At 71.9% G+C, this 16,606-nt stretch carries 15 protein-coding genes; 5 read left to right on the forward strand and 10 right to left on the reverse strand.

From position 1 onward, the window contains the following. Nucleotides 1-696: proprotein convertase P-domain-containing protein (locus BU204_RS22955; RefSeq protein WP_198942968.1), on the forward strand; the 696-nt coding region annotated here is incomplete at its 5' end. 30 nt (nucleotides 697-726) lie between these two features. On the opposite strand, the gene BU204_RS22960 is transcribed toward BU204_RS22955, so the two are convergent. From BU204_RS22960 to BU204_RS22970, 3 genes are all read right to left on the reverse strand, one after another. After that, the gene (locus BU204_RS22960; protein ID WP_083661543.1) at nucleotides 727-1,971 is read right to left on the reverse strand and encodes a GGDEF domain-containing protein; all 1,245 of its coding nucleotides are present in this window, start codon (nucleotides 1,969-1,971) and stop codon (nucleotides 727-729) included. Nucleotides 1,972-2,071: 100 nt separating this feature from the next. Then, nucleotides 2,072-3,538, reverse strand: a complete 1,467-nt coding sequence (locus BU204_RS22965; protein ID WP_075127805.1) for an MFS transporter — start codon at nucleotides 3,536-3,538, stop codon at nucleotides 2,072-2,074. Nucleotides 3,539-3,694: 156 nt separating this feature from the next. After that, the gene (locus BU204_RS22970) at nucleotides 3,695-6,733 is read right to left on the reverse strand and encodes a non-ribosomal peptide synthetase (RefSeq protein WP_075127806.1); all 3,039 of its coding nucleotides are present in this window, start codon (nucleotides 6,731-6,733) and stop codon (nucleotides 3,695-3,697) included. Between the two features lie 558 nt (nucleotides 6,734-7,291). On the opposite strand from BU204_RS22970, the gene BU204_RS22975 reads away from it, so the two are divergent. Next, nucleotides 7,292-7,591, forward strand: coding sequence for a DUF4235 domain-containing protein (locus tag BU204_RS22975; RefSeq protein WP_332888586.1), 300 nt, complete (start codon nucleotides 7,292-7,294; stop codon nucleotides 7,589-7,591). 72 nt (nucleotides 7,592-7,663) lie between these two features. Here the strand turns inward: BU204_RS22975 and BU204_RS22980 are convergent, their stop codons facing one another. The 6 genes from BU204_RS22980 to BU204_RS23005 form a co-directional block, all read right to left on the reverse strand. Next, entirely contained in the window at nucleotides 7,664-8,140 is a 477-nt protein-coding gene (locus tag BU204_RS22980) for a hypothetical protein (protein WP_075127886.1), read from the reverse strand. A gap of 36 nt (nucleotides 8,141-8,176) precedes the next feature. Further along, nucleotides 8,177-9,361 carry a zinc-dependent alcohol dehydrogenase gene (locus tag BU204_RS22985; protein WP_075127808.1) on the reverse strand — a complete coding sequence of 395 codons (1,185 nt, stop codon included), beginning with the start codon at nucleotides 9,359-9,361 and terminating at the stop codon, nucleotides 8,177-8,179. 103 nt (nucleotides 9,362-9,464) lie between these two features. Continuing rightward, nucleotides 9,465-9,899, reverse strand: a complete 435-nt coding sequence (locus tag BU204_RS22990; protein WP_075127809.1) for an ATP-binding protein — start codon at nucleotides 9,897-9,899, stop codon at nucleotides 9,465-9,467. Nucleotides 9,900-9,971: 72 nt separating this feature from the next. Continuing rightward, entirely contained in the window at nucleotides 9,972-10,346 is a 375-nt protein-coding gene (locus BU204_RS22995) for an STAS domain-containing protein (RefSeq protein WP_075127810.1), read from the reverse strand. 135 nt (nucleotides 10,347-10,481) lie between these two features. Then, on the reverse strand, nucleotides 10,482-11,024 hold the full coding sequence (locus BU204_RS23000) for a GNAT family N-acetyltransferase (RefSeq protein ID WP_233160505.1): 543 nt from the start codon (nucleotides 11,022-11,024) through the stop codon (nucleotides 10,482-10,484). A 50-nt stretch (nucleotides 11,025-11,074) separates the two neighbouring features. Then, nucleotides 11,075-12,025, reverse strand: coding sequence for a phosphotransferase (locus BU204_RS23005; protein WP_075127811.1), 951 nt, complete (start codon nucleotides 12,023-12,025; stop codon nucleotides 11,075-11,077). A 162-nt stretch (nucleotides 12,026-12,187) separates the two neighbouring features. On the opposite strand from BU204_RS23005, the gene BU204_RS23010 reads away from it, so the two are divergent. From BU204_RS23010 to BU204_RS23020, 3 genes are read left to right on the forward strand one after another with little or no spacing between them, the layout of a single operon-like run. Then, the gene (locus tag BU204_RS23010) at nucleotides 12,188-13,441 is read left to right on the forward strand and encodes a CDP-glycerol glycerophosphotransferase family protein (protein WP_158073497.1); all 1,254 of its coding nucleotides are present in this window, start codon (nucleotides 12,188-12,190) and stop codon (nucleotides 13,439-13,441) included. Beyond that, a complete protein-coding gene (locus BU204_RS23015; RefSeq protein WP_075127813.1) occupies nucleotides 13,438-14,160 on the forward strand; it encodes a phosphocholine cytidylyltransferase family protein in 723 nt (240 codons plus the stop codon). The genes BU204_RS23010 and BU204_RS23015 overlap by 4 nt, the downstream gene beginning before the upstream one ends. 33 nt (nucleotides 14,161-14,193) lie before the next feature. After that, nucleotides 14,194-14,967: a glycerophosphodiester phosphodiesterase gene (locus tag BU204_RS23020; RefSeq protein ID WP_075127814.1), complete on the forward strand. Its 774-nt coding sequence runs from the start codon at nucleotides 14,194-14,196 to the stop codon at nucleotides 14,965-14,967. Between the two features lie 37 nt (nucleotides 14,968-15,004). On the opposite strand, the gene BU204_RS23025 is transcribed toward BU204_RS23020, so the two are convergent. Next, the gene (locus tag BU204_RS23025) at nucleotides 15,005-16,555 is read right to left on the reverse strand and encodes a cellulose binding domain-containing protein (RefSeq protein WP_075127815.1); all 1,551 of its coding nucleotides are present in this window, start codon (nucleotides 16,553-16,555) and stop codon (nucleotides 15,005-15,007) included. Nucleotides 16,556-16,606: the final 51 nt, after the last annotated feature.

Below are 16,606 nucleotides of genomic sequence, written 5' to 3' on the forward strand. Positions count from 1 at the left end.
AAGGTCACCAGTGCCGGCGCCGGCTCACCCAACCGCCTGCTGTACACCGGCCCCGCCACCGTGACGCCGCCCCCGGCACCCAAGCCGCTCCCACCGGCGCTGGTCGTGGCCAACCCCGGTGCCCGCTCGACGGTCCTCGGCACCACGGCGTCGCTCCAGCTCACGGCGACCGGCGGCACCACCCCGTACACCTGGAAGGCGAACGGGCTCCCGACCGGCCTGACGATCAACACGGCCGGCCTGATCTCCGGTACGCCGACTGTCACGGGCACCTGGACGGTCTTCGCGACGGCTACCGACGCCGCCAGGAAGATCGCCACGACGACGTTCACCTGGACGGTCGCCAAGGCCGTGTGCCCGCCGGTGGCCAACGTCGCCGACGTGCGGATCAGGGACCTGACCCAGGCGGTCAGCACGGTGAACGTCACCGGCTGTGTCGGCAAGGCCTCGACCGCGAGCATCATCGAGATCCACGTCCGGCACAGCGCACGCGGACAGCTGGTGGTCGAGCTGGTCGCCCCGGACGGGACGGTCTACCCGCTGCTCAGCCACACCGGCGGCACCGCGGACAACATCGACCAGCGGTTCACCCGCAACCTGTCCGCCGAGAACGCCAACGGCGTCTGGCAGCTGCGCGTGCGCGACACCCAGCTCGGCGACTCGGGCTACGTGGACCGGTGGATGCTGGACCTCTGACGGGGGGAGGGGCCGGGGAGGCGCCCCGGGTCACGAGCCGGTGCTCGGGGCCCGGGGCGCGCCCACGTCGCCGATCGCCGCGACGATCGTCTGCACCTGGTTCCGGCCGGAGTCCTTGGCCACGAACAACGCGTCGTCCGCGGCGAGCAGGACGTCCTGCAGCTCGGGCCCGAACTCCGGGTAACAGGCGACGCCGACGGAGACGCTCAACCGGTCGACGGCGCCGCCGCCGGTCTCCGAGATCGGCACCCGCAGCTCGCGCACCCGCTCACAGACGCGCTCGCCGATCGCCCGCAGGGCCTCCGCGTCGACCTCGGGGCAGAGCATCACGAACTCCTCGCCACCCCAGCGCCCGACCACGTCGTAGCGTCTGGCACAGGCGGTCAGCGTGTCCGCGACGGCCTGCAGCACCCGATCGCCGACCAGGTGCCCGTGTGCGTCGTTGACGGCCTTGAACCGGTCGAGGTCGACCATCAGCACGCCGACCTGGCTGCCGTCCCGCGCCGCTCGCTGGATCTCCGCGGTCGCCAGCGTCGTCCACGCCGTCGCGTTGGCGAGGCCGGTCTTCTGGTCGGTCGAGGCCGCCTCCTCCAGCTGGCGCATCAGCACGCTGCGGTGCAGCACGAGCAGGGCCGGCACGACCATCAGCGCCCAGGCCGGGTTGAACGAGATCAGCAGCGCGGTGATCGCGCCGAGCCCGAGCGTGCCGTACTCCAGCGCGTTCTCCTTGCCGGTGCCCAGCGCCCGCCGCAGGTCCAGCCGACGCTCGTGCAGGGTGATCGCGGCCGCGACCAGGCCGGAGTTGACCGCGGAGTAGGCCAGCACGGCCAGGGCCACCGCGACCACCGTCACCGGGCGGTCCCACTGGTCCGGGCCGGCCGGGGCGACCAGCTCCCGCACCAGCCAGCCGGTGTGCGCCGCGAGCGCCACGGTCGAGGCGGTGAACACCAGCCGGTAGGCCCGCACCCCGCGCACCCGGTACCAGCTGCGCCAGAACAGGTGCAGGTAGAGGGCGCCGACCACGGCCGGGGTCAGCGCCGGCGGGAGTACCAGCGCGGCGGAGAACGTCCAGACCGAGGTCAGGTTGACGTGCGGGGTGTCGTTGAACCGGCGGCGGACCCGCTCGACGTGCCGGGTCAGCTCACCCATGAGCAGACCGAGCCCCACGATGATGCCGAGCGCGGTCAGGTCGGCGGTGGTGACCACCGCCTGCCGGGAGAGCAGCGCCGTCACCGCGACCGCGGTGAGCTCCACCACGAGGATGAGAGTGAGCACCGGCGCGGGCTCCCTCCACAGTGCCCAGCGCGAGGGCGACCTGGACCGGTGATCGGCGTCCGGGGATGCTGATCGCGCTGATCGGGCGAGAACCACCTGATCAGCACCCCCGTCGCCGCAGTCGGCGGCTGTCCTGCCGGGAGGAGGTGCCAACGATGAACAAGGACTGGTGACCCTTTCGTTCCGCCTCAGCGCTTCCCGCGCCGCGGTCCGCGGCTGTCCTGTTGGGAGGAGGTGTCAGTGGTGAACAAGGACTGGTGAGCCTTTCGTTCCGGTCAGCGCTTCCCTTGCCGTGCTCGGCGGCACTCCCTGTGGGAGGAGGTACCAACGATGAACAAGGACTGGTGAGCATCTCATAATGATCGGTGCCGTCGTCTTCGCGCCCTCCCGTGCGGGCGGGCGAACCCGCCCGGCGGGAACGGGCGCGAAGCAACGACACCCCGACGACACCGCAGAGCAGCACCCCGAGCGCACCGCCCGCGGCCACGGCGACGACCGGGCCGGTGGCGTCGGCGACCAGGCCCGCGCCGAGGACGGCGACTCCCTGCGAGGACAGCACGCCCGCGCCGACGAGTCCGGAGGCCGCTCCGCGCCGGTAGTCGGGCACCCCGAGGACGAACGCGGCCTGCGCGAGGACCAGGTACGCGGTGGTGCACGCCCCGGACAGCGCCCACAGCACCACGACCAGCGCGAGCGGCGGCCCGGTGAGGCAGGCCAGCAGCGGCAGGCCCGCGGCCACCGCGAACACGACGGTGGCCGAGGTTCGGTTGGCCGGCGGAACCCGGCTGACCAACCACGCACCCACGATGCTGCCGACCGGGTCCGCGGCCATCAGCAGGCCCACTGCCGCTGCCGTCACGCCAAGTCCGGCGGCGTAGGGGGCGGCCAGCGCCTCCGGCACGACGAACAGGCCGACCAGCCAGGACAACGCGGTCAGGGCCCGCAGGACCGGGTCCCGCCAGATCAGCGTGACGGCTCCGGGCGAGCGCGACGACCTGCCGGTGCGCGCGGCGGGGCGGTGGGCGACGCCGACCAGGAGCACGGCGGCGCCGAGCGCGAAGGTCGCCGCGTTCAGGCCGAGCGCCACGTGCGGGTCGAGCACCACCAGCAGTGCGCCGCCGCCGAGGAACCCGGCGACCTGGGCGGCCTGGTTGGTGATCGTGCGCAGGGTGAGCCCCAGCAGGTACCGCTGGCCGGTGAGCACGGTGGGGAGCAGCGCCTGCTGCGCGGCCTTGACCGGCGCGCCGCCCAGGGTCACCAGGACAACCAGCACCAGCAGCACCGGTAACGGCAGGCTCGGGACGGCCATCGCCGCGGCGATCCCGGCGCGGAGGAGGTCGACGACGACCATCAGCTCGCGGCGCGGGAAGCGGTCGGCCAGCCAGCCCAGCAGGGCGCCGCCGACCAGCGCGGGGAGGAACGTGAGGGCGTAGGCGAGCGCGGTCAGGCTCGCCGAGGAGCTCTGCGCGTAGACGAGCACGGCCAGGCCGACTCGGGCGAGCTGGTCCCCGGTGACCGACAGCAGGTCCGCGGCCCAGAGGGCACGGAACTCCCGAACAGCGAGCACCTTGCGAAACCCAGCCCGACGACCCATCGCCCGCCTCGCTCGCTCCCCAACTCCAACAGGCCGACACCGGAACCCTAGGGGCCGGGCGGCGGGGGAACAGGGCACCGAACGTTGTCTACCTGAATGGCTCAACCCGGTCACGCAGCGTGAGAACGATCATCGGATCGTCCAGGACCTGCTCCCGGGCCTCGGCGAGCGTCGCCCGGCTCGACCGGTCGCCATCGAGGCCGCCAGCCCGGCGATCGTGGGCGCGGTGAACAAGGTGGACAGGGAGAGGTCGACCGCGAGCCCGCGGCGGATCCGGGCGATCAGCCGCGTCGCGGTCAGCGAGTGCCCCCCGAGCGCGAAGAAGTCGTCATGTACGCCGATGGGGGTCCCCGGCCCGAGGCTGAGCACCTCGCGCCAGATGGTGGCCAGTCGCCGTTCGGTGTCCGTGCGCGGCGGGACGGTCCGGGTGCGGTCTTTGGTCCAGGCCGGTTCGGGCAGCGCGGCATGGTCGATCTTGCCGTTCGGCGTCGTCGGCAGCGCCTCCAGCGAGACGTAGCGGTCGGGCTGCATGTGGTCGGGCAGCCGGCGGGCCAGCCAGGGCCGCAGCTCGGCGGCACCCACCCGGCGACGGGGCACCAGGTAGGCGACCAGCCGCACCGCGGCGTCGCCGGTCGTCCACGTCGTCACGGCCGCGTCGCGCACCGAGTCGTGCGCCCGCAGCGCGGCCTCGATCTCGCCGAGCTCGACCCGGTGCCCGCGCACCTTCACCTGGCGGTCGGCGCGGCCGAGGAACTCCAGCCGGCCGTGCCGGCGGCGCACCAGGTCGCCGGTGGCGTAGAGCCGGGCTCCCGGCGTCGCGGAGAAGGGGTCGGGCCGGAACCGCTCCGCGGTCTGCCCGGGCAGGTTCCGGTAGCCCCTGGCCACACCCGCCCCCCCGATGTGCAGCTCGCCGATCACCCCGTCCGGCACCGGTCGCATCGCGCGGTCGAGCACGTACAGGGTGGTGTTCGCGACCGCCGGGCCGAGCCGGATCGGGTGCGGGGCCGGCGGGACGCGGCCGGCGGCGGAGTAGACGGTGGTCTCGGTCGGGCCGTACCCGTCGATCAGCTCGGCGCCGTCGCCGCGCAGGGCGTCGGCCAGCTCCCGGGTGAGCGGCTCGCCGCCGGTGATCCGCAGCCGCACCCGGGTGGGAACCCCGCCGGCGGCGACCAGCGAGCGCCACGCCGACGGCGTGCCCTGGACGACTGTCGCGCCGCTCTCGACCAGCCGCTCGCGCAGCCGGTGACCGTCACCGACGTCGTGCGCGGCGAGCAGGGTGACCGACGCGCCGCGCAGCAGCGGGGCGATCATCTCCACGACCGACATGTCGAACGAGGGCGTGTTGATCGAGGCGACGCGGTCCGCGGGCGTCAGGTCGAGCAGCTCGTCCAGGTGCGACAGCAGGTTCGCCACACCGCCCCTGGTCACCTCGACGCCCTTGGGGCGCCCGGTGGAGCCGGAGGTGAACAGCAGGTAGGCGAGTGCCGTCGGGGGCGGCTCGGGCGGCGTCCCGGGCACCTCGGTGAGGTCGATGCTGTCCAGGTCGATGCTGTCCAGGTCGATCACCCGCCAGGGACCGGGCAGCTCCACGCCGGCTGCCCGGTGGGTGAGCAGGACCGGTGCCCCGGCGTCGGCGGCCATCGCGCTGAGCCGCTCCGCCGGCCAGGTGGGATCCAGCGGGACGTGACCGCCGCCGGCCCGCCAGGTGGCGAGGATGGCGAGCGGTACGGCGGTGCCGCGGGCCAGGCACAGCGCGACCGGTACGTCCGGCCCCACCCCGTTGCCGCGCAACAGCTCGGCCAGCCGGTTGGCCCGCTCGTCCAGCTCCGCGTAGGTCAACGCCCCGTCCGGCCCGCAGACCGCGGGTGCGTCCCCGAAGCGGCGCAGGTCGACCCGGAGCGGGCCGCCGGTCCGCACCGGGACGGCCGGCGGACGGGCGCTGGTCAGCGGCAGCTCGGCCACCGGCCGGTGCGGGTCGGCCATCGCGGCACGTAGGGCCACCGCGTAGGTCCCGGCGAACCCGGCAACGCTCACCTCGTCGAACAGGTCGACGTCGTAGCTCCACCTCGCCCGCCACCGGTCCGGTCCCGGTTCGACGGTCAGGAGCAGGTCGAAGGCCGAACCGCCGTTGGGCAGCGGCTCCGGGGCGAACGTCACCCCGTTCGCGGTCAACGGTTCGGGCCGGGGCTCGACCGCGAACATGGTCTGCACGAGCGGTGTGCGGGTCGCTCCGCGCTGCGGTGCCAGCAGGTCCACCAGCTGTTCGAACGGCAGGTCCTGGTTGGCGAGCGCGAGCTGGACGGTGCGCTGGGTGTTCGCGGCGAGCTCGGCGACGGTGGTGTCCGGGGAGATCCGCGCCGGCAGCGCGAGGGTGTTGGCGAGGAAGCCGACCAGGTGTTCGGTCTCCGGTCGGGTGCGGCCCGGGACGGGGGTGGCGACGAGGAACTTGTCCTGCCCGGACAGCCGGTGCAGGACGGCCTGGTACACCGCGAGCAGCTCGCCGAACGATGCGCCGGGCGCCGGCTCGAGCTCGGTCACCAGCTCGGCCCCGCGCCCGCGAGCCGCGGTGTGCGGGCGGTCGGTCGGCAACCGCAGGACGGTGGGGACTCCGGCCAGCTCCCTCGTCCAGTGTCGTGCCGCCTGGGCGAAGCCGTTCGCCTCGACCTGCTCCCGCTGCCAGACCGCGTAGTCCGGGTACTGCAGCGCCGGCTCGGGAAGGCGTTCGCCGGCGTAGTACCGGGTCAGCTCGTCGAACAGCACCGCGCAGGACCAGCGGTCGACCACGGCGTGGTGCACCACCAGGACCAGCTCGTGCGCCTCGGCGTGGTGGCGGACCAGACCGGCCCGCAGCAGCGGTCCTGCCGCGAGGTCGAACGGGGCGCGGACCAACCTGTCCACCTGGGACGGTTGGATCGCCACGACCGGCACGTGCGCCCGCGGGGCGACGACCTGCGTCGGGATCCCGTCGGTCGCGCCGAACGTGGTCCGCAGCGCCTCGTGCCGCGCGATGAGCGCCCGCAGTGCCTCGGTGAGCCGGCCTGGGTCCAGCGGACCGCTGACCGTGATCCGCCAGCCGATGTTGTGGGCGGGGCTACCCGGTAGGAGTTGGTCGAGCAGCCACAACCGCCGCTGGCCCGAGGATGTGGGGAAGACGAAGACGTGGTTCACGGTGGCGCCACTAAAGGGCGGCTAAACGGGCGGAATCACGCTGGAAAAACTGGTGGAACCCGCTCATCGCACACGCCTTTCCCTGGTCAACTTCTCGGCCACAGGACGCTACAGCGGCGTCGTGGGCGACGAATCGGCCGAACGGAGCCATGGTCGAACCGGCGAGAATCAATTGGGAAACGGTGCTTACTTTGGGAGACGGCGTGTATACGAACCGCAAATGCGAAATCGCATACCTGCGGGGATGTTTTTGATTTGCAAATGCGTCACAATCGGCCGAACGGCACCCGTGGTGCTGGGCCAACCGTCAGGTACACGCGGCGTTCGCAGGAATGTGAGGAAGTTTCAGACCTGGGTGATGGTCCGTTCGGAGTAGGCGGGAAGGGCCCCGGGGGTGCCCCTCCCGCCTGGCCGTACTCAGGCCGGCTTGAGGGGGTCGTGTCCCATCGACATGAGGCGGTGCCCGGCCTACCCGGCCTCCCCCGCGGCGAAACCCGGCGCCGGGATGGGTAGGGCGGAGCCTCCTGGGGTATGTGTTCGGCGAGGATGGGAGGACGTGTGAACAAGCACAAGCTGATCTACAAGCCGGTCGGCACCCTGATCGGTGTTCTCGGCGGGGTCGCGGCCAGCGCCGTGTTCGGCAAGGTGTGGGAGGCGGTCACGGGAGACCGCGAGGCTCCCGAGCCGACCGACCGCAGGCGCGGCTGGGGCGAGATCCTGCTCGCGGCGGGTGTCCAGGGCGCGATCTTCGGACTGGTCCGCGCGGCCCTCGACCGCAGCGGCGCCATCGGCTACCGCAAGGTCACCGGTACCTGGCCCGACGACGACTCGGGCAAGCGGCGCCGGTTCGGCAAGTAGCGACCGCGAACAGATCGCGGCCGGCCCGAGGCGTGTTCCCCACACCGGGCCGGCCGGCGTTCTGTCCTGTCCTCACCGGCCGAAGACCTCGGCTGCGGCACGTTGACGCAGCTTCTCCAGCTCGTCGGCCTGTCGGTCGGCCCGCTCGATGAGCCGCTCCAGCCGCTCGGCCGGCAGCCGCGGGTCCCCGGCCTCGCGAAGCGCACGCCACGCCATGCCCTTGCCGAGGACCCCCAGCCGCATGGTCTCCAGCTCGATCACCCGGCTCAGGGGGGAGCGGGAGGCGAACCGACGGTTCGGCTTGAGCCGTGTCGCCTTCTCGCCGATCCAGGCCAGCCACGGCTTGTACAGCTGGGTCTGCACGCCCAGCGTCCGCATCAGGTCCTGCAGGGCCGCCCGGTCCTCGGCGATCTCCTCCGCGATCCGGGTCAGCTCTCCGGCCCAGTTCCCCTCGTTCCTGGCCAGGCGCCGGGACAGCTCCATGCCGGCGGTCGCGCCGGCGAGGTGGTCGTTGAGGTAGACCCCGAGCAGGGCGGGTGCGTCGGTCATGGCCTGGACGTACCCGCCCTGCCGGCGGTGAACCACTCAGGGCAGCAGGAGCACCTTGATGGCGCCGTCCTGCTTCTGCTGGAAGATCTCGTAGCCGTGCGGGGCCTCGCTGAGCGGCAGCCGGTGGGTGGCCAGGTCCTCGACGCCGAGCGGGTCGCCGTCCCCGGTCACCAGCGGCAGGATCTCGTCGACCCAGCGCCGCACGTTGGCCTGGCCCATGCGCAGCTGGATCTGCTTGTCGAACAGCTCCATCATGGGGATGGGGTCCACCATCCCGCCGTACACGCCGGACAGGGAGATCGTGCCGCCGCGGCGCACCGCGTCGATCGAGGCGAACAGCGCGCCGAGCCGGTCCACGCCGGCCTTCTCGGTCATCTTCGCGGCGAGCGCCTTGGGCAGCAGGGTGGTCATCTGCTGCGCGAGCTTGCCTCCGGGCGACCCGTGCGCCTCCATGCCCACCGCGTCGATCACGGCGTCGGCACCGCGTCCGCTGGTCAGCTCGCGGATCGCGTCGCCCACCTCGCCGGACTCGTTCAGGTTCACCGGCGTCACCCCGTACTTCGCCGCCAGCGCCAGGCGTTCTGGCACCAGGTCGACGCCGATCACGGTCTCCGCGCCCAGGTGCCTGGCGATCCGGCAGCACATCTGGCCGATCGGGCCGAGGCCGAACACCGCGACGCTGCCGCCGGCCGGGACGTCGGCGTACGCGACGGCCTGCCACGCCGTCGGCAGCACGTCGGACAGGTAGACGAACCGCTCGTCCGGCGGGCCGTCCGGCACCGTGATCGGGCCGTAGTGGGCCTGCGGGACCCGCAGGTACTCGGCCTGACCGCCGGGAACCTGTCCGTAGAGCTTGGTGTAGCCGAGCAGAGCGGCACCCTTGCCGCGGTCGCGTACCTGGGTGGTCTCGCACTGGCTCTGCAGCCCCTGGCCACACATGAAGCAGTGCCCGCAGGAGATGTTGAACGGAACGACGACCCGGTCGCCGGGCTTGAGCCGGCCGGCCTCAGGGCCGACCTCCTCGACCACACCCATCGGCTCGTGGCCGAGGATGTCGCCCTCGTCGATGAACGACCCGAGTACCTCGTACAGGTGCAGGTCCGAACCGCAGATCCCGGTGCTGGTCACCCGGATGATCGCGTCGGTCGGTTCCTCGATCTTCGGGTCGGGGACGGTGTCCACCCGGACGTCCCGCTTGCCGTGCCATGCGACGGCTTTCATCACACACTCCTCCGCCTCGGACCGCCGGCATTAATGGCGGTGCGAGAAGAGGGTTACCCGATCGCGGGACGAGCAACCGGGGCCGTTAAGTCTATAGTGGACTCTAGTGCTCGGGCTCCGTGATGGGCCACGACATCGCCACGGTCGTGCCCTGCTCCGACGTCGTGATCTCCGCGGTCGGCGTGAGGCCACGGATCAGCGGCAGACCACGGCCGCGGGTGCCGGGGTTCCTCGGCGGTTGCTTCCACTGCCCGTAGTCGGTCACCGTGACGACGACCCGACCGAGCTGGGGGTCCCGGACGGCACGCAGGTCGAGCACGCCCTGCAATTGCCCCGCATAGGCGTGCTCGACGCTGTTGGCCATGGCTTCGTAACTGGCGAGAACCAGTGCCTCGCGGTCCTCGCGCGACAGGCCGCTGCGCTCCGCCCACTCGGCGAGGGCGTGCCGCAGGCTGGTGAGTCGCGCGGGGGCGGCGGGTACTCGGAAGTGGAGGTCACCCTCGCGGACGTCATCGAGTTGCTGCTGCCCGGAGTTCACTCCGCCAGTCCCCACCTTTCCGCCTCCGGTGCTCTAATGTCACGTGGGAGTTGTCACGAGGCACGACAATTCTCAATCCTCCGTCATTGCCTGTTCACGGGTGGGGAAGATCTGGATGACGTCGGCGACGCCGGTCAGCTCCATCGGCCGGAAGGTCGACGCGCCCGACGCGACCAGGCGGAACCGCGTGTCGTCCCCGGCCTGCTCGTTGCAGCCGATCAGCACGCTCATGCCCACTGAGGCCAGGAAGCCGACCTCGGTGAGGTCGACGACGACCATCTCGGGGTTGCGGGCGAGAACGGTCGTGATCGACTCCTCGAGTACGGGAGCCGTCACCAGGTCCACCTCACCGACCACGTTCAGCACCACCGTCTCGCCGTGGTCCTCGACGTCGACCGAGAACCCTCGTGGACCAGGGCTGTCCTCCTGAAACGCCTCGGAGCTCATCGCGTCACCTGCCCCGCACACGTGTGTAGCCACATGCGCGGCTGAGTACCCCGGGCGCACGGGATCGAAACCCGCGTCCTGCGGTCAGTTCCTGGCATCGGATATCCCCTTCGTGGTCCGGCCAAACCCTTACTACTATTCGTGTTCAATCAACCACCTATGGTCATCCCCGACTTCTGTGCTCATCACGACCCGGGGCCAGGAATCCAGCCCTCGAGCCGCTTCGGCCGCGCGGATCGCACGCAGCCCCGGCCCCCACCGGTCCTCCGGGAGGACCGAGAACCCGAGCCGCGCATAGTACGGCCCGTTCCACGGCACCTCGGCGAAGGTGGTGAGGGACAGCTTGGTGAGGCCCTGTTCGACCGCCCACCGGCGTGCGGCCTCGAGCAGCCGCCGGCCGATCCCCCGGCGCGCGTGGTCGGGGTGCACCGACACCTGCTCGACGTGGGCATGTCCGTCGACCACCGCCACCAGCAGGTACCCGACCGGCCGGCCGTCCTCGAGGTGCACCCAGGCCCGCCCGTCCCGCTGGTAGCCGGCCAGCTCGGCGAGCGACGGGAGGTCGTCGTCGGCGACCGCGGCCATACCCAGCTCGCGGAACGCCTCGCCGGCCGCGCGCTCGACCTCCGGCAGCGCCGGCAGGTCCTCCCGCGCCGCGATCCGGATCTCACCACTCACGCGCGCATCCTGGCACGTCCCTGGTCAGGCCTCGCGCGTCCCCCGTCGCCTCAGGCTCCGAGCGTCAGCCAGCTCGGGTCGCCGACGGCGAGCAGCGTGAGCAGCGGGGCGCGCTCGAAGCCGGTCGGGTCGGCGGCGAGCGCACGTTCCCAGACCAGTGCGCGGGCCGCCTTGCTCACCCGGCAGGCCAGCTCGACCTCCGCGACCAGCTCGGCGCGGGGCGCGAGGTCCGTGAACGGCTCGAGGTAGGCATCGCGCAGGCGGGGCACGTCCGCCGCGAAGTTCAGCGCGACGAGCATGCTCGCGAACGAGTGCGCCACCACCGCGTCGCCCCAGTCGTAGAACCGCGTTCCATCGGCGAAGATGTTTGCCGTGTGCAGGTCGTTGTGGTCCAGGCTCGACGGCACGGGTGAGGCCGCCAGGCGATGGCACCACTCGGTGAACTCGGGCCGCAGCGCCGCCACCGCCTCGACCGCGGCCCGGTCCTCCTCGTCCGCCGTCAGCCGGCGAGCCACCTCGAGTGCCTCCTCGAACCGCGCCGGCATCGCGGAGGCACGCATGTCGGTGAGGCCGATGGCGAGCAGGGCGTCGACCTCGCCGGCCAGGTCCCGCTGGAGCTGGCCGTACCGAGGCAGCATCTCGGCCAGCTCGGCGTCGCCCGCGCCGGCCGCGTGCAGCGTCGGACCGCCGTCGGGCAGCAGCAGCCAGCCGCGGTCGAGGTCCACCGCGATCGGGGTCAGCACGCGGTCGGGCACCACCCTTCCGAGCAGCTCGTAGAGTGGGACCTCGAACACCGCGCGCGGCCCTGGTGCCTTGAGCCACACCGGGCCCTGCCCGGTGGGCGCGGTGAGAACCGTGCTCCAGGCACGCAGGTGGGGTTGGGTGACCGGTCCGGTTCTGCGCAGGCCGGCCGCGGCCAGTTCGGTGTCCATCCAGGACACCGCCCCTGCCATCCATTCCGGTGTGGACCAGGTGGCGATCCCGGTGGGCTCAGGCGTCACCGGCTCATCCTGGCAGCCGCTCGGCGGCCGGGTGGGTAAACATAAGGTTTCTCTGCGGCGTCCGGGACTTGGCCTACGGGTGTGGCAGGCGCGAAGATGGATCCGCGCGGCCCGTGTTCATCGCAGCGGCGCACCCCCACCCACCAGGCGGTACCCCCGCCCATGCGCATCTGGAGTCGCCGCGTGCTCTCGTTCGGCAGGCGTAGGAAGGCCGGTGGCGACCAGCGCCGGCTGCTGGACACCCCAGGCGGTCCGCTGCCCGCGGGCTACACCCCGGGCGAGCCGGTGCCCGGCACGGTGGCCGTCTACTTCGCCGACGACCCGCGCAAGCTCTACCAGCTCCAGCAGTGGTTACCGGTGTTCGAGCTGCTCGACGAGCTCCACCCGGTGGTGATCGTCACCCGCAACCAGGCGACCTACGCCGAGCTGGCGCGGCTGACCGGGCTGCGCCGCGTGCTCGCGCCCGCCTTCCCCGACCTCGTCGGCCTGTTCGAGGCGAGCGAGGTCAAGGTGTGCCTCTACGTCAACAACTCCGTGCACAACTTCCACGCGCTGACCCAGCGCCGGATGCTCCACGTGCACGTGAACCACGGCGAGAGCGACAAGGTCTGCATGGTCTCCAACCAGGTCAAGGCCTACGACCGGGTGTTCGTCGCCGGCGAGGCGGCGGTCCGCCGGCACCGCGCCGCCCTGATCGAGTTCGACGAGACCAAGCTCGTGCGGGTCGGCCGCCCCCAGCTGGACCTGCGCCCCGAGCCCCTGCTGGCCCCCAGCGAGCGGCCCACGATCCTCTACGCACCCACCTGGGAGGGCGAGAACGCGTCCAACAACTACACCTCGGTCGATGTGTTCGGCCCGGCCATCGTCGCCGCGGCCCTGTCGGTCCCGGGTGCCCGCGTGGTCTACAAGCCGCATCCCCGGGTCGTGATCAGCCCGCTGCCGGCGATGGCCGAGGCGCACCGGGCGATCGTGCGGATGCTCGAGCGGCAGCCGGGCCACGAGGTGCTCGTCGGCGGCGACATCCTCGGCGTGTTCCCCGCGGTCGACCTGATGGTCACCGACGTGTCCTCGGTCGGGCTGGACTTCCTGTACCTGCGTGGCGACGCGCCCGTGCTGATCGCCGACCGGCACGACGACCGGGCGAGGCTGCACGCGAACGCCCCTATCAGCCGGTGCGCGGACGTGATCGACTCGGCGACCCTGGCCGCGCTCCCCGGCACGCTCGCCGACCGCCTGGCCCACGACGTCCACCACGCGGCGCGGCAGGCCGCCCGCGCCACCTACTTCGGCGACCTCGCTCCGGGGGAGAGCACGACCCGCTTCCTCGCTGCCGTCGACGACGCCGTGGCGACCCGCGACCGGTCGCTCGGCGCGCTGGAGTCCGACCCCACCACCTCCGAGGGAGTGACGGCATGACCGACCACCTGCACGTCGTGATCCTGGCCGCCGGCATGGGCACCCGGCTCGGCATGCCGCACCCCAAGCCGCTGACCCCGCTTGCCGACGGGCGCAGCATCCTGCACCGGCAGCTGGAGAACCTGAACCAGGTGTTCGGCGAGCGTGTGCGCGTGACGATCGTCGTCGGGTTCCACGCCGAGGAGGTCATGGCCGCCGCACCGCAGGCGGTCTTCGCATACAACGAGCGCTACGAGCACACCAACACCGCCAAGAGCCTGCTGCGCGCGCTGCGGGTGGGGGCGCCCGGCGGCGTGCTCTGGCTCAACGGCGACGTCGTGTTCGACCCGCGGCTGCTCGAGCGGATCTCGCCCGTGATCGAGGCCGACCGGAGCTTCGTGTGTGTCAACACGGAAGCTGTGGGTGAAGAAGAGGTGAAGTACACCGCCACCGTCGACGGATACGTTCTGGAGCTGTCAAAATCGGTGATCGACGGCCTCGGGGAGGCCGTCGGGATCAACTACGTCGCGTCGTCCGACCGGGCGGCGCTGGTCGAGCACCTGGAGGGCTGTTCCGACACCGACTACTTCGAACGCGGCATCGAGACCGCGATCGCGGTGGCCGGGATGCGGGTTCTGGCGTTGGACATCTCCGAGTTCTTCGTCGTGGAGGTGGACTTCGCCGGCGACCTCGAGCGTGCGAACGTGGAGGTGGGCAGGACCGTCACCTCCGCCGCCTGACCGCCGGTCCGGCGCGCGGGGTGTCGGCGCGCTATGGACGGCAACGGAGTGTTCGGGCCCAGGCCGGTTCTCCTGGGGCATCGGGGTTGTGGTCGCGGAACCGTGGAGGGGCACCGGGAGAACACCCTCGAGTCCTTCCTCGCCGCGGTCGAGTTCGGGATCGACTGGGTGGAGGTCGACGTCCGGCGGACCTGCGACGACCGGCTCGTGGTCGCCCACAATCCGGCCACCGACGACGGTGTGTTCTACGCCGACATCACCGGCACCGGCGACGCACTCGACCTGGAGGAACTGCTCGAGGCCCTACCCACCGAGGTCGGCGTCGACTTCGACGTCAAGTCCGCCATGGAGGACGCCACCCGCTCCCGGGCCGACTCGACCATGGGCCGCCTGGCCGGCGTGGTGCGCCGCGAGGCCACCCGCCGCCCGACCCTGATCAGCTCGTTCGACGCGGGCGCCCTGGACATCGCCCGCGAGCTCGCACCCGAGGTGCCTCGCGGCCTGCTGACCTGGTTGTCGTTCCCGATCGGCCAGGCCGTCGCGATGGCCGGGCACCTGGACGTGCAGGTGCTGGCCCCACACTGGGGGTCGCTCCGCCCCAACGACGTCGAGCCACCGGAACTGCACCGGCCGCTGGAGTACGTGGTGGACCTGGTGCACACCAGCGGGCGGGAGTTCCTCGCCTGGTGCCCCGGCGTGTCCTTCGCCCAGCAACTGCTCGACGCCGGGGTGGACGCGCTGTGCGTCAACAACGTCCCGCGGGTACTGGCCGAGCTGAGGCTGCCAACCCTGGCGGAGGTGGGCTGAGGTCCGGGGGTGGCGCGGCCACCCCCGGACGGTCCGCTCAGAACCCTGCCGTGATCCTGGAGAACTCCCACTCGGGCTGCTCGATGCCACTGCAGTCCGGGGTCACGCCGCCGCCGGGGCAGGGGCGGTCGCGGTTGACCGACCAGAAGGCGAGCCGGGCGAGGCCGCGGGCCTTGGCCCAGTCGCGGATCTGGGTCCAGGTGTCCGTGCTGGTCAGCTCCCGCTGGTCGGACAGGCCGTTCATCCCGGAGATGCCCATGTGCGCGTAGGCCTGCGCGTCGGTCCACCCGAACGTCGAGCGCAGCTTGTTCTTCAGGCCCTCGGCCGCGTTGACGGTGTCCTGGCCGATGTTCGCGCTGCCGAAGTCGAACGGCATGATCGTGAACACGTCGATCCCGGCCTGGAGCGCCGCCGCCCGCTCGATCAGCCTGTTGCCGTAGTAGTTCGGCCCGGTGGTCGTGGTGCCGAACGTGACGATCGTCTGGATGCCCGGGTTGTTCTGCTTGACGATCTTGAGCGCGTTCAGGATCCGGTCCTGCACGGCCTCGTTCTCGAACTCGTCGGAGTTCTCGATGTCGATGTCGATCGCCTTGAGCTGGTAGGCGTCGATCACCTGCTGGTATGCGCCGGCCAGCGCCTGCGCGTCGGCGCAGTTCGGGCCGAGTTTGTTGCCGCTCCACCCGCCGAAGCTCGGCACGATGTCACCGCCGGCCGCCCGGATCGCGTTGATCGTCTGCTCGTCCACCCCGCCGCGCAGCGGGCGGGTGGAGTCCCAGGCCGGGGTGCAGCCGCCGCCGGACAGCACGAACGCCATCGTGAACCAGCGGACGCCGGTCGCGGACATCACCGTCTGTGGCGACGGCGGGTTGCCCCAGCCGAGGTAGAGGTAGGGCGCTCCGCGGCCGCCGGTGGGCTGGGTGCAGCCGGTCGTTGTCGCCGAGACCGGTGCGCTGCGGGCCGACTCGCCGGCGGCGTTGTACGCGGCGACGGTGAACGTGTGGCTCGTGCAGGTGCCGAGGCCGCCGACGGTCGCCGAGGTGCCGGTCACGGTGGTCCGGACCGTCGAACCCTCGAACACCCGGTACCCGGTGACCGAGCCGCCGGAGGCGTTCCAGGCCAGCGAGATCGAGTTCGCGGTCGTGCCGGTGACCCGAGGGCTGCCGGGAGCCGGCGGGACGCCCGGGTTCCCGGAGCCGCCGTCGCAGGTGTCGCCGTTGAGCCGGCAGTTCTGGATGCCCACTGCGCCGCCCGGGCTCCCGTTGAACCCGAACACGGCGCTCGCGCCGGAGGGCAGGGTCGGTGCCCAGGTGGGGTTGCGGAACGTGTGGTGCTGGCCGGAGCTGGTGCGCTGCGCGTCCCAGGAGCTGGTGATGGTGTGGCCGGCCGGCAGGTCGAACTCGACGGTCCAGCCGTTGAGCGCGGTGCCCGAGGTGTTGGTCACCGTCACCTTGCCCTCGAACCCGGAGCCCCAGTCGGACACCTTGGTGAACGTGGCGGTGAGGCCGGGAGCGGCGGTGGCGGGCACGGCCACCAGCCCCAACATGATCATGGCTAACGCGGCCAGCAGGACCGTCAGACGTCTACGCATGCGGGTCTCCTCGTATGCAGGGCCCCCCTTGAGCGCAGTGTGGTCTAGACC

The sequence above is a fragment of the Actinophytocola xanthii genome (assembly GCF_001921205.1).
GTDB lineage: Bacteria > Actinomycetota > Actinomycetes > Mycobacteriales > Pseudonocardiaceae > Actinophytocola > Actinophytocola xanthii.